Genomic DNA, 24,384 nt, shown 5'->3' with positions numbered 1-24,384 from the left:
TAGAATGGCGGAAATGAAGAGTCCATACTAAATGCGCTGTTTTAGGTTTACACTAAGTCAAGTCGCGAGGCGGTATTTATTCATAACTCAATATAGTTGATATGACGTTATTAGCATTAGGTATTAATCATAAAACAGCCCCCGTTGCTTTACGTGAGAAAGTCTCTTTTTCTCCCGATACCATGGGTGATGCCTTGAATAACCTCTTACAGCAACCCGCTGTCAGAGGCGGTGTCGTGCTGTCTACTTGTAACCGTACTGAGCTCTATCTTAGTATGGAAGACAAAGAAAATAGCCATGAACAGCTTATTCGCTGGTTATGTCAATATCACCAAATAGAGCCAAATGACCTGAAAAGCAGTGTCTATTGGCATCAAGATAATCAAGCTGTCAGCCATTTAATGCGAGTGGCAAGTGGTTTAGATTCTCTCGTATTAGGTGAACCTCAAATTTTAGGGCAAGTTAAAAAAGCCTTTGCCGATTCTCAAAATTACCACTCGCTCTCTTCAGAGCTGGAACGCTTGTTTCAGAAATCTTTTTCAGTTGCGAAAAGAGTGAGAACAGAGACACAAATTGGTGCTAATGCGGTTTCTGTTGCTTTTGCGGCTTGTACATTAGCGCGTCAAATCTTTGAATCGTTATCTTCTTTGACTATTTTATTAGTGGGTGCCGGTGAGACAATAGAGTTAGTCGCTCGCCATCTTCGTGAACATCAAGTCAAAAAAATCATTATTGCTAATCGAACAAAAGAACGTGCTCAGCGTTTAGCAAATGAAGTTGATGCTGAAGTCATTACATTATCAGAGATTGATGAGTGTCTTGCACAGGCTGATATTGTCATTAGTTCTACGGCAAGCCCCTTACCAATTATTGGTAAGGGAATGGTTGAAAGAGCGCTTAAAAAACGCCGAAATCAGCCAATGTTGCTGGTGGACATCGCAGTTCCTCGTGATATAGAACAAGATGTCGAAAAACTTAATAACGTTTATCTTTATAGCGTTGATGATTTAGAAGCGATAATTCAACATAACCGTGAACAACGCCAAGCTGCTGCGGTTCAAGCAGAACATATTGTCCAGCAAGAAAGTGGGCAATTTATGGATTGGCTACGAGCACAAGGTGCTGTGGGTGCAATTCGAGAATATCGAGACAGTGCTGAAATGTTACGTGCAGAAATGACAGAAAAAGCCATCACATTGATACAAAACGGAGCGGATGCAGAAAAAGTCATCCAACAGCTCTCGCATCAATTGATGAATCGTCTTATTCACACACCAACAAAATCTCTTCAACAGGCCGCCAGTGATGGTGATATTGAACGCCTGAATCTATTACGTGAAAGTTTGGGTATTACCCATAATTAACTTTGTCTAACAGGATCTTAATCTACGAATGAAGCCTTCTATTGTCGCTAAGTTGGAAGCTCTACAAGAGCGTTATGAAGAAATTCAGGCACTTCTGTCAGAAGCCGATGTTATTGCCTCTCAGGAGCGTTTTCGTGCGCTTTCAAAAGAATACTCTCAATTAACTGACGTTACGGCTTGTTTTAGCCAATGGCGAAAAGTGCAAGACGACATCGAAGCAGCAGAAATGATGCTTGATGATCCTGAAATGAAAGAGATGGCACAAGAAGAGCTGAAAGAAGCACAAGCATTAAACGATGATTTAGAACAACAGTTACAAGTGTTGTTACTGCCTAAAGATCCTGATGATGAATTTAACTGTTTCCTTGAAATTCGTGCGGGAACAGGGGGAGATGAAGCGGCATTATTCGCGGGTGATTTATTCCGTATGTATAGCCGTTATGCAGAATCACGTCGCTGGCGTATTGAAGTCATGAATGCTAACGAAGGTGAGCATGGTGGCTACAAAGAGGTTATCGCCAAAGTGGTTGGCGATGGCGCTTATGGTGTATTGAAATTCGAATCAGGCGGTCACCGTGTTCAACGCGTTCCTGAAACGGAATCTCAAGGTCGTATTCATACTTCTGCTTGTACGGTTGCCGTCTTAGCTGAAGTGCCAGAAGCTGAATTACCTGAAATCAGTCCAAGTGACTTACGTATTGATACATTCCGTTCTTCAGGAGCGGGTGGTCAGCACGTTAATACCACTGACTCTGCTATCCGTATTACGCATATTCCAACAGGAATTGTGGTGGAATGTCAGGATGAGCGTTCACAGCACAAAAACAAAGCCAAAGCGATGTCTGTATTAGGTGCACGTATTCGTGCAGCTGAAATGCAAAAACGCCAAGAAGCTGAAGCTTCTGAACGTCGTAATTTATTGGGTTCTGGTGACCGTTCTGACCGAATTAGAACGTACAACTTCCCGCAAGGTCGTGTAACAGATCACCGTATCAACCTCACGTTTTATCGCTTAGATGAAGTCATGGAAGGAAAATTAGATCCATTAATTCAGCCTATCGTAACTGAATATCAAGCGGATCAGCTTTCTGCACTTTCTGAGTTGAATTAATGAATTATGAACAATGGCTGCGAGAAGCAGCCTTGCAATTAATTGAAAGTGACAGCCCTAAACGTGATGCTGAAATTCTACTTGGGTACGTAACACAACGTACCCGCACTTATTTAATTGCCTTTAATGAAACGGTACTTTCGTCAGACGAGTTAGCACAATTATCGCAATTGCTGACTCGACGTATTAAAGGTGAACCTATTGCTTATTTAGTCGGTGAAAGAGAGTTTTGGTCACTGCCTTTAAAAGTCTCACCTGCAACATTAATTCCTCGCCCAGATACAGAATGCCTTGTTGAAAAAGCCTTAGAAAAACTACCATCAGAGCCGACTCGTATTCTTGATTTAGGAACAGGAACAGGGGCTATTGCGTTAGCAATGGCATCAGAACGCCCAGATTGCCATGTTATTGGTGTGGATTTTCAAGCTGAAGCTGTGGTATTAGCGCAAGAGAATGCGACCAACTTAGCATTAAACAACACTGAATTTATGGAAAGTTGTTGGTTTAGTTCACTCTCAGGGTATCAATTTGGTATGATAATCAGTAATCCTCCTTACATTGATGAAAATGATGAGCATATTCATCAGGGGGATGTTCGTTTTGAACCTTTAACCGCATTAGTTGCTGGCAAAAATGGTTTTGCTGATATCGAGATTATCGTTGAAACTGCTCGTCAATTTTTAACTGATAATGGCTGGGTATTACTGGAACACGGCTGGCAACAAGGTGAAGGGGTACGCAATATTTTTATTGATAAGGGTTACTGCTGTGTGGAAACTTTCCGTGATTATGGCGGTAATGAGCGTGTGACAGTAGGTCGTTGGAATTATGATAGAAACCATAGCTGATTACGAATTTAATAAAGCCCCTTTAGTTAAGGGCATGATCCTTATCTCTCAGGCTATTCGACCTGATTTTCCGACCACTTCTGTTGGTTATCAACTCGCGCAGTTAGTTGAACAGGCTGAAGCTGAAATTCCCCAACAAGGAAATACCAAAGAGCAGATAGAAGCACTGCTAAAACTGTTTTATAAGCAGTGGCACTTTAGTGGTGCAAGTGGCAAATATTGCCTTTCTGATACGTTATGGTTAGATAAAGTATTAGCGACACATGTCGGCTCTCCTGTTTCACTGGGTTCGATTCTTATTTATATCGCACAAGCGTTAAATTTACCGTTAGTCCCGGTTATCTTTCCTACACAACTGATCATCAGAATAGATATTCCTAATGAACAACCGCTATTTTTAAATCCAATAAATGGTGAATATCTATCGCAACATACCTTAGAAGTTTGGTTAAAAGGGAATGTAGGCGGTGCCTCTGTATTATTAGAGGCAGATTTAGAAGAATCAGAATACAGTTCTATTATTCGTAAGCTTTTGGATACATTGAAAGTTTCTTTAATGGAAGAAAAGAATATGGTGCAAGCATTAAAAGCCAGTGAAACGGTGTTAATGTTTGATCCTGAAGATCCCTACGAAATACGTGATCGTGGACTTATTTTTGCTCAGTTAGAGTGCAACCATGTGGCGATTTCTGACTTAAACTATTTTGTTGAGCAATGTCCTGAAGATCCTATTTCAGAGATGATCAAAATCCAAATTCATTCGATAGAACAAAATCCTATTGTTCTACATTAAAAATTTAAGAAACGTACTTAATTAACACAGTACATTACAAACAGTATAGGGATAAATATGCAACATAAAGTGGTGAATATTGGTGATATCAAGGTAGCAAACGACCTGCCATTTGTGCTTTTTGGTGGCATGAATGTATTAGAATCGCGCGATTTAGCCATGCGTATTTGTGAGCATTACGTCACTGTAACTCAGAAACTGAATATTCCTTATGTATTCAAAGCTTCTTTTGATAAAGCAAACCGTTCTTCAATCCACTCTTACCGTGGTCCGGGTTTAGAAGAAGGGATGAAAATTTTCCAAGAGTTAAAAGAAACTTTTGGCGTTAAAATTATTACTGACGTTCATGAAGCAGCACAGGCTCAACCTGTATCAGAAGTGGTTGATGTTATCCAATTACCTGCATTTTTAGCGCGTCAAACTGATCTTGTTGAAGCGATGGCTAAAACTGGCGCTGTGATCAACGTAAAAAAACCTCAGTTTGTAAGCCCAGGACAAATGGGAAATATCGTCGATAAGTTTAAAGAAGGCGGTAACGATCAAGTTATTCTATGTGATCGTGGTAGCAACTTTGGTTACGATAACTTAGTTGTTGATATGTTAGGCTTCCATGTCATGATGCAGGCTTCTCAAGGCGCACCGGTTATTTTTGATGTCACCCACTCATTACAGTGTCGTGACCCATTTGGTGCCGCATCAGGCGGACGTCGCGCGCAAGTTGCTGAATTAGCTCGTGCAGGTATGGCTGTTGGTCTTGCTGGATTATTCCTTGAAGCTCACCCAGATCCAGATAATGCGCGTTGTGATGGCCCATCAGCGTTGCCACTGGCAAAATTAGAGCCTTTCTTAGCTCAAATTAAAGCGATTGATGAAGTGGTGAAAAATTTCCCAGAGTTAGATACCAGCAAATAAAATTGTTATGCAACTGCATACAGTAGTGAATATGTTCGGCGCTGATCTTCAGCGCCGTTATCACGAAAAAATTCATAAAATCACCCTCCATGGCGGTTTCAACTGTCCTAATCGAGATGGCACATTAGGGCGAGGTGGCTGTACTTTCTGTAATGTTTCCTCTTTTGCTGATGAGCAAACACAATATCATTCGATAGAAGAACAAATTGCATTACAAGCCAAAAATATTAACCGCGCACATCGTTATCTTGCCTATTTTCAAGCCTATACCAGTACTTATGCCGAAGTAGAATATTTGCGTACTTTATATGAAACCGCATTATTACAAGCTGACATGGTTGGATTATGTGTTGGAACTCGGCCAGATTGTGTCCCTGTCAGCGTTTTGGATTTATTGCAAGGTTATCGCGATAAAGGCTATGAAGTATGGTTAGAACTTGGTTTGCAAACGGCTCATGATAAAACATTGAAGCACATTAATCGTGGGCATGATTTTCAATGTTACCAAGCGACCACACGTGAAGCGCGTCGGCGTGGTTTAAAAGTGTGTACGCACCTTATTGTTGGACTGCCACGAGAAGATCATCTGTTAAATATGCAAACATTAGAGCGTGTGGTAGAGACAGGCACTGATGGGCTTAAATTACACCCATTGCATATTGTTGAAGGCAGTACGATAGCTAAAGCTTGGAAAGCAGGGCGTATTAATGCATTGACGCAAGAACAATATGTTTATACCGCGGGTGAGATGATCCGCCATACTCCTCCTGAAATGATTTATCACCGTGTGTGTGCTAGCGCCAGAAAACCCACCTTATTAGCTCCTGAATGGTGTGAAAATCACTGGTTGGGAATGAATGCACTTTATCAAGATTTATTAAAAAAGGGTGTGCAAGGAAGCGGGATTGGTAATGCGTTTATTCCTAATTCTAAATAAGCCATATTAAGAAATTACCGCACGATATACATTTCAAATCTGAATGTTTTTTAATTTATATTAAAAAATGCAATTCATTTTTTCTCAATATAAATTATGAAATATTAAAATAGCCCTTAATTAAATCACTTAAATTAAGGGCTAAATAAATTTTATATTAATTGTAATAAATAACTACTGAATTAATTCCAAATCATCCAGTGCTTTTTGTAATGAAGGATAGAAATTAAGTTCTCCTTCAATAGGCGTGACTCTTGCTCTTGCCAGCGTTTTTAAAGGCTGGAAAGGAATATCACAAACAATCACATGGGTATCATGTTTAACATCAGTGACAAAATGCTGGAATGCATGTAATCCACCTGCATCTAATACAGGAACAGCATCCCATTGCATAATAACGGTTTTATAACCTTTACTACGTTCACGTAACTCATTAAAGATACGCTCAGCGGCGGCAAAGAACAGTGGACCATTAACACGCACAACCAATAACTGCTTATCATCATCAGTATAAGGGGATTCAGTTATTTTGGTCATATTGGCAATACGACGCATAAATAACAGTGAAGCCAACACAATACCGATAGTAATGGCAATAACCATATCAAAGAGAACGGTGAGTGATAAGCATAATACTAAGACAATAATATCGTCTTTAGGCGCGTGTCGAATAAGGTCAATAACTTTACGGGCTTCACTCATATTCCATGCAACAATTAACAGCAGTGCGGACATTGCGGCTAAAGGTAAATAAGAAAGGAAAGGGGCTAATACAAGTAAAGTTAGCAATACCAATAACGAGTGAACAATAGCAGAAACAGGTGATGTTGCACCTGCACGCACGTTAGCAGCGGAACGTGCAATCGCCGCAGTTGCTGTGATACCACCAAAGAATGGCGCAACAATATTACCAACACCTTGTCCGACTAACTCACCATTAGAGTGGTGTTTTTTGCCAGTCATACCATCAAGCACAACCGCACATAATAATGATTCGATAGCGCCTAACATTGCCATTGAGAAAGCTGCGGGTAATAAAGCAGAAACAGTACTCCAATTTAATTCAAGTGATGTACCTGTGCTTGGTAAATTCCAAGGTAAAACAAACTGAGGCAAAATAGGTGGAATACCTTGCCCAGTTGTTCCATTAGGAAGCATATAACTAAATTGGGAACCAATTGTTGCAACGTCATGACCGAACATATTCACAATACCCATTACTGCTGTACCTGCAATTAAAGCGGGTAAGTGGCCGGGTAAACGTAAATTCAACTTAGGCCAATAAATTAAAACCAACAGTGTTGTCAGACCGATAAGTGTATCACCAAGATGAATAGTCGGTAATGCAGAGCCTAGAGCAATCACTTTATCAATGTAGGTTTCTGGCACATGCGCTAATTCAAGACCAAAAAAGTCTTTTACTTGCATGGTGGCAATGGTGATAGCAATCCCCGAAGTAAATCCAAGTGTTACAGAAACAGGAATATACTCAATAAGCTTGCCAAAGCGAGCTAAACCCATAACCACTAAGATCACGCCAGACATAAGCGTAGCAATCAATAGCCCACTTAAACCAAACTGTTGTGATACAGGATAAAGGATCACAACAAAAGCGGCAGTAGGCCCTGAAACGCTGTATCGAGAGCCACCAGAAACAGCAATGACTATACCGGCAATAGCTGCGGTATAAAGACCGTATTGCGGAGGAACACCGCTACCAATTGCCAAAGCCATGGCTAAAGGTATCGCGATAATTCCGACGGTGATCCCTGCAATAATATCTTTTAATAAACGCGCAAAAGAGTAAGGCTCTTTTACACATGCATCAATAAATGCACTAAAGGGGCGAACCCGGTTAACTTTATGAGTTTTCATTTAGGATTAAACCAAAATAAGAAGTCAGATGCCGAATAACGGCGATAAGGAAAAGAGAGGATATCGCTTTTATTCGCTGATAATAATGTGATACATCAAATTATTAATGCATATCTTAAAGCTTAGTAAAAATAAAATCAATTAAACTAATAAGTTAACCTAAATAGATAATGCAATGTATCTTATTGTATTTATTCTGTTGCTTGCTTGAAAATAAAGTTTAAATTTATTTTAAAATTATAAAAAGCGTTTTATTTTAGAATAAATGTCGTTTAGAGATAGGGTAATAAAAATCTTTTTACGTCATAAAAATCGGATAGACATAAATAACAACTACATAAGTTGTTTTAACTCATTAAAATTAATAATCAAAGATTATTAAGTGATGAGAAATTATTAAATAAAACGATTAAGCAAAAATAAAATAAAGAATATGTAATATACTAACAATAATATCATCAAAAAATGAAGCGTTACGGGATATAAACAAGTCCGTGAAGAGAAAAAGAGACTGAGAGTGTAGAAAATTTGGACAAAAAAAATAGAGCCTAGTTAAAAAACTAGGCTCTATCTTAGAATATGGCGGTGAGAGAGGGATTCGAACCCTCGATACGTTGCCGTATACACACTTTCCAGGCGTGCTCCTTCAGCCTCTCGGACATCTCACCGTGTTGTTGGATATGTACTTAACATCTCTCAACGGGGCGCTACTATATGGAAAAGGATCATAGGCGTCAACAGCTAAATGCATTTTTCCCTTAACTTTTGCATCAAGCAGTCAAATAAAAAACAATATGCACAAATGCTAGGCAAATTATGCAGTAAAGCAATATAGATATGGATTGCTGCATTGAAAAGAGAATTAAGAATTTCGTTAACTGGTTAACATTCTCAACATTTTTATTAACAACTTATTCAAAGAGACTTGAAATCAGAACGTAACCCTCGCACCCTATGATAAAAATGCTGGAGGAAGGCAAAATGAATATTATTTATTATCATCCTTTTTTTGACGCAGATACATGGATCAATGGTATGAAGGCACGTTTGCCGAATGCCAATATACGCATTTGGGAACCTGGCGATAATCAACCTGCTGATTACGCTATGGTTTGGCTTCCTCCTTATGAAATGCTAGCCAGTCGCAATCACCTAAAAGGTATTTTTGCCTTAGGGGCGGGAGTCGATGCTATTTTAAAACAAGAGCAACAAAAGCCAGGTACATTACCAACTGGCGTTCCTGTTATGCGTTTAGAAGACACCGGAATGGGGCTTCAAATGCAAGAATATGCGATTGCTAAAGTGATGTATTACTTTCGTCGAATGGATGATTATAAACGCCAACAATCACAACGTTTATGGAAACAACTTCCTGCGCATTCTTATGACGATTTTGTTATTGGTGTTTTAGGTGCTGGAGCTTTAGGTGGGAGTGTTGCGACTAAACTTGCTGAACTTGGTTTTAAAGTTCGTTGCTGGAGTCGCAGTGAAAAACAAATTAAAAATGTTGAAAGTTTTTATGGTAAAGAGCAACTCAATGATTTCCTTAAAGAGTGTAATTTACTAATTAACTTATTACCTTATACGCCAGAAACGCATGGTATTTTGAATTTTTCACTCTTTGAACAACTTAAACCTTCTTCTTATTTGATTAATTTGGCGCGGGGTGCGCATTTAGTTGATCAAGATTTATTAGAAGCGATAGATCAAGGGCATATTGCTGATGCGACTTTGGATGTTTTTGCTCAAGAGCCATTAGCAGGAATGCACCCATTTTGGACTCATCCTCGTGTTTCTATTACGCCACATATTGCCGCCTTTACAATTCCTAATATCGCCATGGATACAATTGTTGAAAATATCCAACGAATTGAAAAGGGTGAATCACCTTGTGGTGTGGTTGATATGAAAAGTGGATATTAAAACCATTTAATACCTTTTCTAATTTTATATAATAGGCAATAAATTTTAGTTTATTGCCTATTTTTTTGCCCTGACTTTCAAAAAACATCATTTTTTCTGTTATTTATATAATGTAATAAAAATCTGGTTGTAAAAAGATATCGTTTGCAGATTATCTTATTGATTATTACCTCATGATTTGAAGATAATGAGGTATACATGAATAATAAAATAGAGACGATACCCAGTAAGCTAATACCTATGGGTACTTTTAATGGAAAAAAAGAGAAATGTTCAATAAATACAATAGGTAATGGTAATGAGAGCTATCGTAAAAATAATGATAAACAAAAAGAAGAAAAACAATTTAACTTAAATAATGCTAAGAACTATGTTTATCTTGGCTCTACCAATATGTCATTATTAAATAATATGGGTGTTACTCTTGATGATGATGGCTCCTTGCTCTTAATTAAAGGTAAAACACATGACTTATTTACAGGATTATATCAAAAACACTTTAAAGGAGGATTTAAATATGATGTTTTTAATATAGAGACTAAAAACACTGATAATATGAAGTTTAAAGAACTTTATGTTGATCCTAATGGGTTCTTGATTGGAAATAAATATAGCAATATAGATAATAGTAGTGACCTTTATAAAATTAAATTTAACAGACTCGAAAAAGAATATAGCTTAAATGATGTTTCATCAAATACTATTGGTAGTAATTTTATCGTTGAATATGAAAAATATATAATTGATGATAATCTAAAACAAGATTTATCAAGCATCAATAATATTGTGGAATTAAAAGAAAATAATATACTAAAAATAAAAAGAGATGGTCTAGATATTACAATTGAAGTTAAAAATAACCAACTTTACACAGCTGGATTACCTGCAACACTAGAGTCAACATACGATCAAACTGACCATGCTGAAACTGAACATGATATTAAAATCAAAAAGCATAAAATAAAACTTCCATTAAAGGAAACTGATAAAATATTAGCAATTAAACCAATATTAAATAAAATTCAACTCATTGTGGATAAAGGTAATAAAATAAAAATATACTACCTTGACCCTTTGAATATTTTTGCGGTTAAAGATTATCAGTATGAGGTTACTCGTTTAAAACAGGAGCCACCCTTATCATTTTACTCAATGGTAGGTGAGAATAATTATAAAAATTATCATTCTGGTCAGCCATTTTCTACTCAAACAATAGGTAATTTCAGTAGCCGACATATTCCTTTTTTCTCTTCTGTTATTGATGATTCCAGATTACATATTAGTAAAGCTAAAGAGCAATATGCATTAAAAAAATATAAAGCAATGATGAAAAATATTGCAAAAACTGTTGATCCTGGTTTTAGAGGATTATTTTCTAATATAAAACAACTTGTTAATTCTTCGACAACTGCATATAACAGCAAGCCAATGGCATTATATGGTATTAAAAAAAATATAGAAAAAAACTATGATGTGTTAAATCGTATAGTTAAAGGTGTCAAAAGTGGTGTAACACAAGGTGAGGTGATTTATTCATTAGTAAAAGACCTTAAAGAGAAAGAAAATATTACAATTAGTCACCATAGTGATATTCGAGCTTTTTTGGGCATTAATGCTTTTCAACTGCCAAGTAATATAGGAGTTAATGCCTTTCTATTAGCTTCTTATGCAAAGTCACACTCTATTACATTATCAAAAAGTGAAGGTAATAAGATCACTTTTTCTTTTATTAATAATAAGAAGAATCTTTTTGTTGCAGGTTTATCCGCGGGAATTGGTGGATATGAAAAAAGATGGGAGTTAGGAAATGTTGACTATGGTTTTGTTACTCCTATCATGGCAAGTGCTTTATTAGGTGCCACTTACGCTAAAAAATCTAATTTCTCATTTAGCCTTGATATTAATGAGATCTCAAATTTTATTAATCAAGGATTAACTAAAAATGAAAACGAATTGATCGATAAATCTACTCTTGAAATTAATCAAGATATGAGTATCTCGTTAGGAGGTGAGATAAGAAGTGAAGGGAGTTTTGATGTTGATGTCATGGTTAATCCTAATATGGAACTAACCGTACCCAGAAATGCTATTGGTATAAACTTTATTTTCAATTTATTAAAACTAGATTTAAATATTAATAAATTTATCGATTATGGTGAAACAGATGTTACAAAGAAAACAAAGAGGCTTGATCTTAATTTATTAGAGCTTGGTATTGATGTTTATCGTGATTTGAAATTTACGCCTTCTACAACAAATTCTGATAATGTTATTCAGTGGTATCCATTAACATCCGTAAAAGATTTTGAATTAATGGTAAAAAAAAGAATAAATAGCTTGTTAGGTTTTACACTTTTTAAAAGTGAAAAATTAATAAGAGCGGGGAGTCAGGAACAAGATAAAAAAAACATAAAAGGAATTTATAAAAGAGTATTAAAGCTAAATAAACTATTAGAAAGTTTCCCAGAAAAATATTATCTTTCTAATAATATTGATAAGTTAGATAGCATCTATTTAAATTTATCATCAGGTAAAAAAGAAATTAATAAATTAAAAGATGATAGTAATAAAAATCTTATTACTACTTCATTTCAAAGTAAAGATGAGATTTTTCAGGCTAAAATAACAGAAGAGAATAGACAACATAATATTAATCATATTTTATCCTCATTAAAAAAGAGAAAAGAGATGTTGTCTTCTCAGGAAAAAGACAATATGAATGAAAAATTTAAGCCTTACTTTATAGCAAATTATCAGTTAAATAGACAGGGAAGCTCGCTTCGTTCTGATTTACAAAATGAAATAAAGCATCTTATAGAAAAAAATAGAGACACTAAAGAGATTAACTTAGATGAAATAAAGACAAATCTGGATGATTTATATACTAGATATAAACAGCAGTTTGCCCATATTGAATATCAAATTACCTCTACAGATATTATGTCTATTAGTGAACTTTCGTACAAAAAGAAGACATTACCAACAGGATTTGTACGATTAGGAAATAAAAAAGCGATTATACATACTCAAGTTAAAGGAAATATTAATTATATTTATGATAAAGATGAAAAGCGAGTAAATAAAATATCAACAAGTTATTATTACTAATTGAATCATTCATTTTGTTTATTATTAATGTAATGTAACTTATAAAATATCCCTTGGGAAAATGCGGGTTTTAACAAGGCAGGTAGTGTTAAGTTTTGTTTTATCTATTATATTTGATTTTTATGGGGTTTATCTCTAATTAATTGATGTTATCGAAAAGATAAGTTTATTAAATTGTCATTTTGCTTAACTTGGTGATATAAAGTAGTTTCCCATGTTTATCAGACAATATACTTAATGAATATAGCAGAACTTCTTGAGCAAATAGCAGAGAAAGGATGGTGTGTATGGGATGATTTCCTCACACCAGAGGCTGTTCAACAATTGCGCGCTTGTTTTGATGGTAATGCACAACAAGCACGTATTGGTCGTCATGAGAATCGGCTTGCAGAAACAACAATTCGAAGTGATAAAATACGTTGGCTAGAACCTGAAATGGGAACACCCGTTCAGCATTATTTAATGCAAATGGAGTCTATTCAACGTGCGGTAAATCGTGAGTTTTTTCTTGGACTTTTTGAATATGAAGCGCATTTTGCTTGTTATGAAAAAGGTGCTTTTTATAAAAAACATCTGGATGCATTTAAAGAAAATGTGACGCGGCGATTAACAACAGTATTGTATCTTAATGAGGATTGGAAAAAAGAAGACGGCGGCGAGTTAGTTATTTATGATTTGGAAGATAAAGAACTAGCAACAGTTGCTCCTAAAGGTGGACGTTTGGTTGTTTTTCTTTCAGAACAATTCCCTCATGAAGTACTTCCTACTAATAAAGAGAGAATAAGTATTGCAGGGTGGTTTCGTGTGAATGGTGTAAGAGATAATTTTCTTGATATAGCCAGTTAACAAATGCAATAAAATGCTGTTGTCATAAAGTCGTTTATTATAAAACTGCTTTAGAAGATAAGTAGCATGGGATTAGGCGCGTTTCTTATATTAAGTAAAAGACTTAATAATAAGAGCGCGCTTTTTCTGTTTTAAGCGATTAAAAATAGTAAGATTTATATTAACAATAAAAGAGAAATGACGAAAAAAGTTGATTTTCTTACCGTTAAACGCACAATAACGCGAAACTTTTTAGGATAAAAATACAATGAATGAATTTTCAATAGTTTGCCGGCTTTTAGGCACATTATTCCAACGTGATCCCAATGATCCTATTTTATCACCAATTATTAAAATGATTGGTGAAGGAAAACTTAGCCAGCTATGGCCATTAGAGCAAGATGAGTTATTTAACACCTTAAAAAATAGCGTCAAAGATTTAGCCAGTGTTGAAGCGGATTATCAGTCTCTTTTTGGTAGCGAAACTCCTGCTGTGTCTATTTATGCCCATGATTATGAAGAGATCAAAGAAGACGATATTCGTCAATTTTTGATCGCAAGGGGTATGCCAGTTACAGATAATGCAACAGACAGTTTTGGTGCTTTACTACTTGCTGCTTCATGGCTTGAAGATAACTCAGCAGAAGATGAAGTATTGGCACAAATACAATTATTTGATGAATATCTGTTACCTTGGGCTGGCACATTTTTAGGTAAGGTTGAAGCTCATGCAACAACTGGCTTTTATCGCACACTAGCAGGTATTGCGCGTGGTGCATTATCAGCATTACGTGAAGAACTCTCTGATGATGAAGAAGAGAGTGACGATACTGAAGATACGCAAGCAGAGTAATATAACTATTTCTTTGCAAAAGTATTTTATTATTCATAAAAAAGGCAAACCATTAGGTTTGCCTTTCTCATTAATGACGATAAATATTTTTAATCAACTTGCGTAACTATTAGAGTTGGATCACGAATTTACCCGGTTTAACTTCAATTCCTTTAGCCAGTTTAAACGCGGCAGCTTCAGCACTGTTTTTTTCTGGGTTAAGAACATAAACAGGGTGATTATCAAAGTAAGTCGTGATTGTTGTATCCAAATAAGGTTTTAGTGCCACAACCACAGCATCCATTTTTTCTGGAGAGACTTTGTAACTATCAATAGCCATTGATTTTATGTATATCGCCCCTTTATCAGCTTGATAAGAAGGTTGCCCTGATAACGTAAGCTCAACTTTAGCGCTAGTCTTACCAAAGAATGAATTAATTATCAGATCAGTTGTACCTGAAAGATTTATTTTACCCGGCTCAGTACGACCAATTTGAATAGAAAGATTGCTTAATTTAATATCAGCAGATACAACCTCATCTTCACCAATATGTTTCTGAAGATTTATTTTTTGACTGATATAGTCATTAATAAGGTTTTCACTCACATCAAATTGCTTGAGCTGATCACACCCTGTGATTAAGCTTGTTAATACTAATATACTGGTTAGAAAAATTGCTTTCATAAACACTCCTTGATCATTGATAACTAAGAGTTTACCTGATCTCTAGGGAGTAAGCATGGCTGTTTCTATTTTTTTACGATTAAATTGGCGATGTAACGCATAAAGTGTTATTAAACCTACAGTTCCTAGTAAGAACCAAGGTAATTCAGGCATGTCAAATTGATTACCTAAATCATACATCCATCCACCACCTGTATATCCAATAGCGCCACCAAATGCCAAGCCTAAGCGACTAAATCCCATATAACTACCACGAGCGCGAGGATCAGCAAGTGATGCACTTAATGTTTCGCGTGCAGGTTCTGCTGTAATAGTACCAAGATAAAATAGACCAATAATCAAGAAGATGCTTTGTAATGAATGGATCATGCCAACAGGGAACATGCTGATGCTCATTAAAAATAAGCCAGCCATTAAACGCTGTTCTAATTTGAAACGTTTTTCACTCCAGCGAGCAATAGGATAAAGCAACGTTAAAGAAAGTAGAGCTTCAATGGCATACATCCATTTTACAGCGGTTGGTGTACCCGCAATATCATTGACGATAATAGGAAACATCAACATAACTTGAACAGATAATACAAAATAACCTGTCAGGGTTAAGACATAACTGACAAAGCGTTTATCAAGGCATACTCGCTTTAACCCTTCTTTAATTGGTGTTCGGGTTGTGGAGATACGATAAGCAGGTAATAACCAAGCATTAAATAAGGCTGCGATAACAAAAACACCAGCACCGACCCAGCATACCAAATGAAAATCATACTGTAATAACCAGCTACCAATGAGTGCACCAATAACGGCACCAGCGCTATCTTGCATTAACAATAAAGAGTAAAAACGACCGCGTTCATAAGGACGGGTTAATTTTATAACTAGCGCTGTGCGAGGTGGATCAAATAAAGTTCCACCTAATGCAGATAAAATGCAAGATAACCAAAGTATCCAAGGTTGATCAGCCATTGCCATTAAAGCAAAACCTAAAGCTCGTAATAACATGCCTGTTATTATCATTGGTTTTGCACCAAAACGGTCTGCAATAGCGCCGCCAAAAATGCCAAGGCCTTGTTGTACGAGTTGTCTAAGCCCTAAAGCAAAACCGACAATAACACCAGCCCAACCTAATTGTTCGACGAAACGAATAGAAATAAGCGGAAAAACGACGAAAAAACCTAAGACAACTAACATATTGTCAATTAGGAGGAAGTATTTACCCAAAGTACGGGCTTGTGTTACCAGCGCCATTACTCACCATCAATAAGCAAATAATTTAAATAAAATAAGGGGGGAATGAAATAATTTATTTCTTCGACTATTCTGTCTCTAAATGTGCATAATTCCTAGTAAATTAAAGATGATATTTTTTTATTAAGGTTAGTGGCAGAATAAGAAGAGTTGCTTCAGAATTAGACTTATTTATATCAAAGGATAATGAGATCGTAATGTTTGGTTATCGTGGCGGAATTCCTAAAATTCGTTTTGAAACACAAAGAATGGTAATTCGTTTAGCATACGAACGAGATGCTGAAAGATTGGCTGATTATTATACATTAAATCGTCGTTTTTTAATTCCGTGGGAACCCGTAAGAGATAAAACACATTATATACCCTCTGGTTGGGAACACCGTTTACAATATATGAACGAACTGCACCGACAAGAAAGTGCTTTTCATTTTCTACTATTAACACAAAAGGAAGATGAAATTATTGGTGTCGCTAATTACAGCAATGTTATGCGAGGCGCTTTTAATGCCTGTTTCTTGGGGTATTCAGTCGGTGAAAAATGGCAAGGTCAAGGCTATATGTCTGAAGCTTTAACGGAAACACTTCGCTATATGCAACGACTGCAGGGGATGCATCGTATTATGGCGAATTATATGCCTCATAATTTACGTAGTGGAAACTTATTAGCTAAACATGGTTTTGAACGTGAAGGGTATGCCAAAAACTATCTACAAATTAATCAAGAGTGGCGAGATCACGTACTGACTGCATTAACAACGCGAACCTATTTTAAACGTTAATATTGGTCATTATGGAAGAAAAGCACTGTTTATAATCATATTAGAAACGTCTTTATGTCAGTGCTTTTAGCCTCTTTTTGATGATAATCGTAATATTTAATAAGCCATTTGATCCGTTTTTTTCAACATATAGTACCAATGTTGAATATGGAAAATAGACTGTGTTAAGCGTGATGACTCTTCTTTTTCAATATAAAATCCATTCTTTTGATACAAATAAAGCGCACCTTCATGATGAATATCGACATAAAGTGATAAATACGCTTTTTTCAGAACATCTTTAGTATATTGGGTTATCCACTCAAGTATAGCGTAGGCAATGCCGTGTCCTTGATATGAGGATAAAACGGCAATATGTGCCAAGTAAGCTTCATTTTCATTTGGCGTATAATTAAATAAAGAAAAGAAAATCTTTTGCTTAATATAATGAATAATACCAAAGCGCCAATAATTTAAGGATGGTGTTTTAATAAAGGGATTTGCGGTAAAGCTGTTTTCTTTTATTACTAAACAAAATGTTGCGATAATTTTTCCATTATCAGTGACAACAAATTGTTGGCTGTTTTTTTTACATGCTAATGAATTCCAAATAGCTTCTAATTGCTGACGTTGATTAGGATTAGTGCTATCAATATTAAAAGCATTTAATTTAAAACGAAATGCTTGTGCAAATAATTGAATAATTTCAGGAATATCTGAAGGCTCTGCAACACGAAGCTGATAGTGTTCATTAAGTAATTGCATGATATCGTTACTCTGCAATAATAGGGTTAACTTTTTAGACTGTTTGGTCTAGTTATTTATAGACTAATCAGTCTAATTTATTTTGTCCAGAGATTTTTAATGTTATGAACAAGACTGTTACTGAAAAACAAAAAGCGAAAATGAAGCATATTATTGATGCTGCAATACGTTGCTTTGCTGTAAAAGGTTTTCACTCCACATCAACAGCAGAAATCTGTCATGAAGCAGGTATGAGTCCAGGAAATGTATTTCATTACTTTCCAAATAAAAATTCGATTATTGAAGCGATAGCATTAGAAGATGCACAGCTATTTGATGATATTTTTTGTCGCTATGAAGCTGAAGAAGAGTGCATTCAAGCAGTTATCGATTTAATGAAGGAAATTATAGAGCTCTATAATCACCCAGAATATGCACGTATCAGCATTGAAATTTTTGCTGAAGCTTCACGTAATGCGAGCATTCACGAGATTTTTATTGAAAATGAAAGAAACAACAAACAGCGTTTGATTGCGATGCTGAAAAACGGTATTAAAAAAGGGCAGATAGACTCAACACTTGAACCTGAAAAAATTGCAACATGGCTGTTAGTTATCGCAGATGGTTCAATGGGAAGAAATATTATTGATCCTGAATTTAATGAAAGAGAGAACCACGCTATGTTGGAAGTGATGTTGAAAAAAATGCTCACAAAGCCATAAATCGCTATTTTTTAATCACTTTGATTAGTCGAAGATAAGCAGAGTCAGCGTATTCCTAGCTAATTGAAGATTGATTTTTCGATGTTAGAGACGGAGTATAGTCCCTTTCTTTTTATTCCATTCAACAAAAATTAGAATGACTTTATGAATTTACTTAAATCACTCGCCGCAGTGAGTTCTATGACCTTATTTTCACGGGTACTAGGATTTATTCGTGATGCAATTATTGCGCGTATTTTTGGCGCAGGTATGGCAACCGATGCCTTTTTTGTAGCTTTTAAATTGCCCAACTTATTACGTCGTATATTTGCTGAAGGGGCATTTTCTCAAGCATTTGTTCCTATCTTGGCAGAATATAAAAATCAGCAAGGTGAGGAAGCAACGCGTACCTTTATTGCTTATGTTTCGGGTATGCTGACGCTTATTTTAGCCGTGGTCACCGTGATTGGTATTATTGCTGCGCCTTGGGTGATTTATGTTACAGCACCGGGTTTTAGTAGTTCACCTGATAAATTTCAATTAACGACTGACCTATTACGGATCACCTTTCCTTATATTTTTCTTATTTCATTAGCTTCATTGACAGGCTCTATTTTAAATACTTGGAATCGGTTTTCAGTACCCGCATTTGCACCGACGCTCCTCAATGTCAGCATGATCTTTTTTGCTTTAGTCGTCGCCCCTTACTGTAATCCTCCTATTATGGCTTTGGCGTGGGCGGTTGTTGCGGGAGGAATATTACAACTTGGGTATCAATTACCACATTTGAAAAAAATCGGTATGCTTGTTTTACCGCGTATCTCATTTAGAAATAGCGGTGTTTGGCGTGTGATGAAATTGATGGGACCTGCTATTTTAGGCGTTTCAGTTAGCCAAATATCATTAATTATTAATACTATTTTTGCTTCTTTTTTAGTTTCTGGTTCCGTCTCTTGGATGTATTACGCAGATCGCTTGATGGAGCTACCGACAGGGGTATTAGGGGTTGCATTAGGTACAATATTACTTCCTTCATTATCTAAGAGTTTCGCCAGTGGTAAAACTGAAGAGTATAGAAAACTGATGGATTGGGGGTTAAGACTGTGCTTTTTATTAGCACTGCCTTGTACTATTGGTTTAGCGGTACTATCAGGGCCTTTAACGGCGTCTTTATTCCAATATGGCAATTTTAATGCTCATGATGCATTAATGACACAACAAGCGCTAATCGCTTACTGTGTTGGATTAATGGGGCTGATTATCATAAAAATCTTAGCACCGGGTTTTTATTCTCGTCAGGATATTAAAACCCCCGTAAAAATTGCGATTGCCACATTGATCCTCACACAATTAATGAACCTTGCGTTTATTGGTAGCTTAAAACATGTGGGTCTTGCGCTCTCAATCGGTATTGCGGCTTGTTTCAATGCCTCTATGTTGTTTTGGCAAATCCGTAAGAAAGATATCTATCAGCCTTTAGCCGGTTGGCCTGTGTTTTTATTGAAACTTGTTATTGCACTTGCCGTAATGGGTGCTGTATTAGTTGGAATGTTGTGGATCATGCCAAGTTGGGATATTGGCAGTATGCCAATGCGTATATTACGTTTGTTGTTGGTTGTAGTAGCCGGAGCAGGGAGTTATTTTGTTGCGCTGTATGCATTAGGGTTTAGACCTCGTCATTTCTCACTACGTGCGTTATAACTGAAACAGTGACTCCTCGCTTTTGTATAAAAGCGAGGAGTTGCAAAATTAACAATGTTTTTATCAACACAACTTTCCTCGTTTAGAACCTTTCTCTATTTTTAGACTATTTATAATGCGTCATAGATCACACTTCTAGCATTTAGTCACATGATTCTGACTACTCTTAGAAAGAGAAAAAAGAGCAAGAAAAAACAAAAAATATTTTTCTTGCTCTTTTTTTTATTAAATTTTTTTTCCAATTTCTAAATGGTTTATACAGATTTTAGGCATTGGAACACATTTTTTGATGGTTATTAATAAATTTATCTAATCATTAATCATATCGAATATCTTTAGACAATTTGTTTACTAATGGTGGGATTCTACATAAAGTAAAAAAATAGACACTATATTCTAAGCACTTACGGTTTGACGAATTATCTTTTTTTAGATAAACTCTCTTGTGTTGTATAGGTTTAAAAATTGACACATCTGTTAAATATTTCTTACTTAATGATGAGATATTGCAAATATTTCAAAATATTGCAGTATATTTTAAAACATTTAATTTTTTTGATTTAAGACATATTATTATTTCTTTATTCAGGTAGATTAACCGTGACTGTAAAGTTATTTGCTTGTTATCGTTCAGTACTACTGAAAGTGATCATATCTATTTTGTCTGCGCTTCAAATAGGTAACACGATTGCTGGGGATAAGCAGTAAACAATAAGTCGTGTGAATAATGAAATTAATGCTAAATCTATTTTTAATAGATAATTAGATTACTGAGAATTCAGTATGGTACACTAATTATTGCTTTCATTTGTCCGCCGTTGTTTTCTGTTTTTCCCTCTCTTTTCTATTCCTTCTCAATATTTCTTATTTTTTTATTAATAGCTCAATAACTCAAATATTTCTCCATTTATTCGTTATACTCAAAGCAGTTATAAATCATTAAATATTTCTAGTTTAAAGACTACTAAATAACCACTTTGTGGTTTTTGGTAAAAATAAAAATAAAAGCGTCAAGGAGCTACTATGAAAAAAGCAATTATCATTTCTGTATCATTAGCTACATTATTTCTTGCAGGTTGTACTGCTGACGGAAAAATTAATACCTCAAGACTCACTCCAGTTAACTGTGTGGGCGTATTTGACAAAACTAATGAGAAGCTTGCTTTCACCGCTAAAGATGTCAATGACCGCTTATACAGCCCTAGCAAGCCAATAGATAGTGTTGATGGGTGGATTGATGCAAAAGATATTAGAGGGCTACTGTGTCAGGATGTTATAACTGCTAATGAAGACTAATGATTAAGTAGCATTTGGAAGTTTGATTACACAATTGCTTGAAGTGTTATTTTAGCTATATTGAATTAAGACTTAATGCATAATAAAAAACCGATGGTTAATGCCATCGGTTTTTTTATCACTGCTATTTGAAAATAGAGATGAATTACATTCTATCTACGGTTTCAATGCCTAAAGTATCTAAACCTTGTTTTAAGGTTCTCGCGGTTAAACGAGCCAGTTTTAGACGGCTTTGGCGAGTGTTTTCATCTTCAGCAGATAAGATAGGGCAGTTTTCATAAAAGCCAGAGAAGGCTTGTGCCAGATCATAAAGATAAGCACACATAACGTGAGGCGTTCCTTCACGGGAAACTTGCATAATGGTTTCATCAAATTGGACTAAACGTAATGCAAGTTGTTTCTCATGAGATTGTGTTAGTGCGATAGGTTGTGTTAACGCATTTTCATCAATTTCTGCACGTTTGAAGATTGAAGCAACACGAGTATATGCATATTGCATATAAGGTGCTGTGTTACCTTCAAAACTTAACATCAGATCCCAATCAAAGATGTAATCTGTTGTACGGTTTTTTGACAAGTCAGCGTATTTAACAGCACCAATACCCACAACGCGAGCAACGTTATTTAATTCGTCTTTATCCATATCTGGATTTTTTTCAGCGATTAATGTACGGGCTCTTTCTTGGGCTTCATCAAGTAAATCGGTTAAACGAATAGTGCCACCAGAACGAGTTTTAAACGGACGACCATCTTTACCTAACATCATACCGAACATATGGTGTTCGAGTGACATTGAATCTGGGATGTAGCCTGCTTTACGAACAATCGTCCAAGCTTGCATTAAATGCTGGTGCTGACGAGAGTCAATATAATAGAGTACGCGATCAGCGTGTAATGTTTCGTGACGGTATTTTGCACAAGCAATATCGGTTGTTGTATATAGGTAGCCACCGTCTTTTTTCTGAACGATAACACCCATAGGTTCACCTTCCTTGTTTTTATACTCATCAAGGAAAACAACCGTTGCACCTTCACTTTCTACTGCAAGACCTTTTGCTTTTAAATCAGCAACAATACCCGCTAACATTGGGTTATAAAGACTTTCACCCATAATGTCATCTTCGGTTAATGTGACGTTAAGGCGTTGATAAGTCACTTGGTTTTGTTGCATGGTGATATCAACTAATTTGCGCCACATTGTACGGCAGTATTCATCACCACTTTGTAATTTCACAACATAATTACGGGCACGCTCTGCGAATACTTCATCTTCATCATAATGTTTTTTCGCTTCGCGATAGAATTCTTCGAGATCAGACAACGCCATATCAGCGGCATTTTCATTCTGTTTTTTCTCTAAATACGCAATTAACATACCAAATTGCGTACCCCAATCACCAAGGTGATTAGCACGAACAACATTATGACCTAAGAAAGACAAAGTACGCGCACTTGCATCACCAATAATGGTCGAGCGTAAGTGCCCAACGTGCATCTGTTTCGCAACGTTCGGAGATGAGTAGTCGATAACAATAGTTTGAGGTTCAACGGGTGTTACGTTTAGATGTTCATCTGCTAATGCGGCTTCAGCTTGCTTGGCAACCCATTGTGAAGATAAAAAGATATTGATAAAACCCGGACCTGCGATTTCAACTTTATCTGCAACATCCGTAATATCGAGCTTTTCTAAGATCTTTTCTGCGAGTTGTCGGGGTGGGATCCCCATTTTTTTTGCAGCTCCCATGACACCATTTGCCTGATAGTCACCAAATTGTACTTTGGCTGACTGACGGACAAGAGGTTCGCTATCAGCGGGTGCGCCAGCAGCACACATTGCCACACTGATTTTTTCTGAAAGAAAAGCCTGAATATTCACCGGGTTACCTTAAATTATTGAGAAAATAAAACCTGACGACAAAAGCCTGACAGGTTTTTTATAAAGAATTGGGATTAACCTTGAATTTATAACATATTCCGGCTAGAACATGCTACCATCTCGGCCTTATCTTTAAGGTTTTTTCTCTGTTTTTTCATTAAGGTTATTCAAAATGGTGTTATTTTCTTCAATTCCTCAATTAAATGATTTAACTCACGAGCTTTCTTTGTTTGAAGAAAATATGACGCTATTTGCCAATAGTTTGAGTATAGATTTATCCGCCCATCTCACGGATCACGTATCGTTACGTTGTCACGATTTAGCGTTAGCGGAGCAGTGGAGAGCAGGATTAAGCCAGTGTGGAAAGTGTATTTCTGATAATGTAATTAATGGACGGCCAATATATCTATTTCAATTAGAAACGCCATTAACTATTTTAAATCAATCTGTTTCCATCGTTGAGTTACCTTTTCCCACAAATAAAAAATATGAGTATCAAGGTTGGGAGCATATTGAGCAAGTGATCCCCGTTGAGCCAACTGATTTAGTGACTAAAGTTATGTCATTTTTACCTGAAATGTTACCTGAGAGTGTTAGCTTAAAAATCAGTGAACCTAAAGGTGAGAAAGAACGTTTACCTAATCCAACAGTGGCTATTTCTAATGGAAAAGTCACAGTGAAGTATCATCCTTATTCGTTACTTGAAATCGTAGAAAGTGAGTGTTGAGCGACACTTTCAGAAAATAGTTTGCTTGTGTCAGCACAAAATTCTGATAGCAGAATTGAATGAATAACGAGATTCGACAACTATTGTTAGAAATCGCTAAGAAATGATGTTTATTTTCTGATT

General features: G+C 36.1%; 20 protein-coding genes and 1 tRNA gene. 15 read left to right on the top strand and 6 right to left on the bottom strand.

What is annotated here, in order from left to right:
* Positions 1 to 101 precede the first annotated feature (101 nt).
* Genes hemA through D7029_RS10090 form a run of 6 tightly spaced genes read left to right on the top strand, consistent with a single transcriptional unit; the run spans position 102 to position 5,965 of the window.
* Positions 102 to 1,364, top strand: a complete 1,263-nt coding sequence (gene hemA, locus D7029_RS10115; protein WP_088495428.1) for a glutamyl-tRNA reductase — start codon at positions 102 to 104, stop codon at positions 1,362 to 1,364.
* Between the two features lie 28 nt (positions 1,365 to 1,392).
* The gene (gene prfA, locus D7029_RS10110; protein WP_088495429.1) at positions 1,393 to 2,475 is read left to right on the top strand and encodes a peptide chain release factor 1; all 1,083 of its coding nucleotides are present in this window, start codon (positions 1,393 to 1,395) and stop codon (positions 2,473 to 2,475) included.
* Positions 2,475 to 3,323 carry a peptide chain release factor N(5)-glutamine methyltransferase gene (prmC, locus tag D7029_RS10105; protein ID WP_194950593.1) on the top strand — a complete coding sequence of 283 codons (849 nt, stop codon included), beginning with the start codon at positions 2,475 to 2,477 and terminating at the stop codon, positions 3,321 to 3,323. The genes prfA and prmC overlap by 1 nt, the downstream gene beginning before the upstream one ends.
* Positions 3,307 to 4,116 carry an invasion regulator SirB1 gene (gene sirB1, locus D7029_RS10100; protein ID WP_194952619.1) on the top strand — a complete coding sequence of 270 codons (810 nt, stop codon included), beginning with the start codon at positions 3,307 to 3,309 and terminating at the stop codon, positions 4,114 to 4,116. Before prmC ends, sirB1 begins: the two co-directional genes overlap by 17 nt.
* 57 nt (positions 4,117 to 4,173) lie before the next feature.
* Positions 4,174 to 5,028, top strand: coding sequence for a 3-deoxy-8-phosphooctulonate synthase (gene kdsA / locus D7029_RS10095; RefSeq protein WP_088495432.1), 855 nt, complete (start codon positions 4,174 to 4,176; stop codon positions 5,026 to 5,028).
* A 7-nt stretch (positions 5,029 to 5,035) separates the two neighbouring features.
* On the top strand, positions 5,036 to 5,965 hold the full coding sequence (locus tag D7029_RS10090; protein ID WP_088495433.1) for a TIGR01212 family radical SAM protein: 930 nt from the start codon (positions 5,036 to 5,038) through the stop codon (positions 5,963 to 5,965).
* Between the two features lie 174 nt (positions 5,966 to 6,139).
* Here the strand turns inward: D7029_RS10090 and dauA are convergent, their stop codons facing one another.
* Positions 6,140 to 7,840: a C4-dicarboxylic acid transporter DauA gene (dauA, locus tag D7029_RS10085; RefSeq protein ID WP_194950592.1), complete on the bottom strand. Its 1,701-nt coding sequence runs from the start codon at positions 7,838 to 7,840 to the stop codon at positions 6,140 to 6,142.
* Between the two features lie 580 nt (positions 7,841 to 8,420).
* Positions 8,421 to 8,508: transfer RNA gene (locus D7029_RS10080), tRNA-Ser, on the bottom strand.
* A 313-nt stretch (positions 8,509 to 8,821) separates the two neighbouring features.
* Between D7029_RS10080 and ghrA the strand changes: the two genes are divergently transcribed.
* From ghrA to D7029_RS10060, 4 genes are all read left to right on the top strand, one after another.
* Positions 8,822 to 9,763, top strand: a complete 942-nt coding sequence (gene ghrA / locus D7029_RS10075; protein ID WP_194950591.1) for a glyoxylate/hydroxypyruvate reductase GhrA — start codon at positions 8,822 to 8,824, stop codon at positions 9,761 to 9,763.
* A 198-nt stretch (positions 9,764 to 9,961) separates the two neighbouring features.
* Positions 9,962 to 12,871, top strand: coding sequence for a hypothetical protein (locus D7029_RS10070; protein WP_194950590.1), 2,910 nt, complete (start codon positions 9,962 to 9,964; stop codon positions 12,869 to 12,871).
* A 237-nt stretch (positions 12,872 to 13,108) separates the two neighbouring features.
* Positions 13,109 to 13,717, top strand: coding sequence for a 2OG-Fe(II) oxygenase (locus tag D7029_RS10065; RefSeq protein WP_194950589.1), 609 nt, complete (start codon positions 13,109 to 13,111; stop codon positions 13,715 to 13,717).
* 247 nt (positions 13,718 to 13,964) lie between these two features.
* The gene (locus D7029_RS10060; protein ID WP_098942641.1) at positions 13,965 to 14,549 is read left to right on the top strand and encodes a TorD/DmsD family molecular chaperone; all 585 of its coding nucleotides are present in this window, start codon (positions 13,965 to 13,967) and stop codon (positions 14,547 to 14,549) included.
* A gap of 109 nt (positions 14,550 to 14,658) precedes the next feature.
* Here D7029_RS10060 and D7029_RS10055 read toward each other — a convergent pair whose 3' ends face one another.
* Both D7029_RS10055 and mdtH read right to left on the bottom strand, forming a co-directional pair.
* On the bottom strand, positions 14,659 to 15,213 hold the full coding sequence (locus tag D7029_RS10055; RefSeq protein WP_098942642.1) for a lipoprotein: 555 nt from the start codon (positions 15,211 to 15,213) through the stop codon (positions 14,659 to 14,661).
* 42 nt (positions 15,214 to 15,255) lie between these two features.
* Positions 15,256 to 16,458, bottom strand: a complete 1,203-nt coding sequence (gene mdtH, locus D7029_RS10050; RefSeq protein ID WP_088495441.1) for a multidrug efflux MFS transporter MdtH — start codon at positions 16,456 to 16,458, stop codon at positions 15,256 to 15,258.
* Positions 16,459 to 16,655: 197 nt separating this feature from the next.
* Between mdtH and rimJ the strand changes: the two genes are divergently transcribed.
* Entirely contained in the window at positions 16,656 to 17,237 is a 582-nt protein-coding gene (gene rimJ / locus D7029_RS10045; protein WP_194950588.1) for a ribosomal protein S5-alanine N-acetyltransferase, read from the top strand.
* 96 nt (positions 17,238 to 17,333) lie between these two features.
* Here the strand turns inward: rimJ and D7029_RS10040 are convergent, their stop codons facing one another.
* Positions 17,334 to 17,981 carry a GNAT family N-acetyltransferase gene (locus D7029_RS10040; RefSeq protein WP_194950587.1) on the bottom strand — a complete coding sequence of 216 codons (648 nt, stop codon included), beginning with the start codon at positions 17,979 to 17,981 and terminating at the stop codon, positions 17,334 to 17,336.
* A gap of 104 nt (positions 17,982 to 18,085) precedes the next feature.
* Here D7029_RS10040 and D7029_RS10035 point away from each other — a divergent pair, with 104 nt between their 5' ends.
* The 3 genes from D7029_RS10035 (at position 18,086) to D7029_RS10025 (ending at position 21,658) form a co-directional block, all read left to right on the top strand.
* Complete coding sequence (locus D7029_RS10035) at positions 18,086 to 18,682, top strand: TetR/AcrR family transcriptional regulator (protein ID WP_194950586.1); 597 nt, start codon at positions 18,086 to 18,088, stop codon at positions 18,680 to 18,682.
* 144 nt (positions 18,683 to 18,826) lie between these two features.
* Positions 18,827 to 20,362, top strand: coding sequence for a murein biosynthesis integral membrane protein MurJ (gene murJ, locus D7029_RS10030; RefSeq protein WP_194950585.1), 1,536 nt, complete (start codon positions 18,827 to 18,829; stop codon positions 20,360 to 20,362).
* Positions 20,363 to 21,385: 1,023 nt separating this feature from the next.
* A complete protein-coding gene (locus D7029_RS10025) occupies positions 21,386 to 21,658 on the top strand; it encodes a hypothetical protein (RefSeq protein ID WP_088495446.1) in 273 nt (90 codons plus the stop codon).
* Positions 21,659 to 21,803: 145 nt separating this feature from the next.
* Here D7029_RS10025 and argS read toward each other — a convergent pair whose 3' ends face one another.
* Positions 21,804 to 23,534: an arginine--tRNA ligase gene (gene argS, locus D7029_RS10020; RefSeq protein ID WP_194950584.1), complete on the bottom strand. Its 1,731-nt coding sequence runs from the start codon at positions 23,532 to 23,534 to the stop codon at positions 21,804 to 21,806.
* Positions 23,535 to 23,706: 172 nt separating this feature from the next.
* Between argS and D7029_RS10015 the strand changes: the two genes are divergently transcribed.
* On the top strand, positions 23,707 to 24,261 hold the full coding sequence (locus D7029_RS10015; protein ID WP_088495448.1) for a VOC family protein: 555 nt from the start codon (positions 23,707 to 23,709) through the stop codon (positions 24,259 to 24,261).
* Positions 24,262 to 24,384: the final 123 nt, after the last annotated feature.

It is taken from the genome of Proteus vulgaris (genome assembly GCF_016647575.1).
Taxonomy (GTDB): Bacteria; Pseudomonadota; Gammaproteobacteria; order Enterobacterales; family Enterobacteriaceae; genus Proteus; species Proteus mirabilis_B.
Note: the sequence above shows the minus strand (reverse complement) of the source record. Positions and strands in the feature narration are given on the sequence as shown.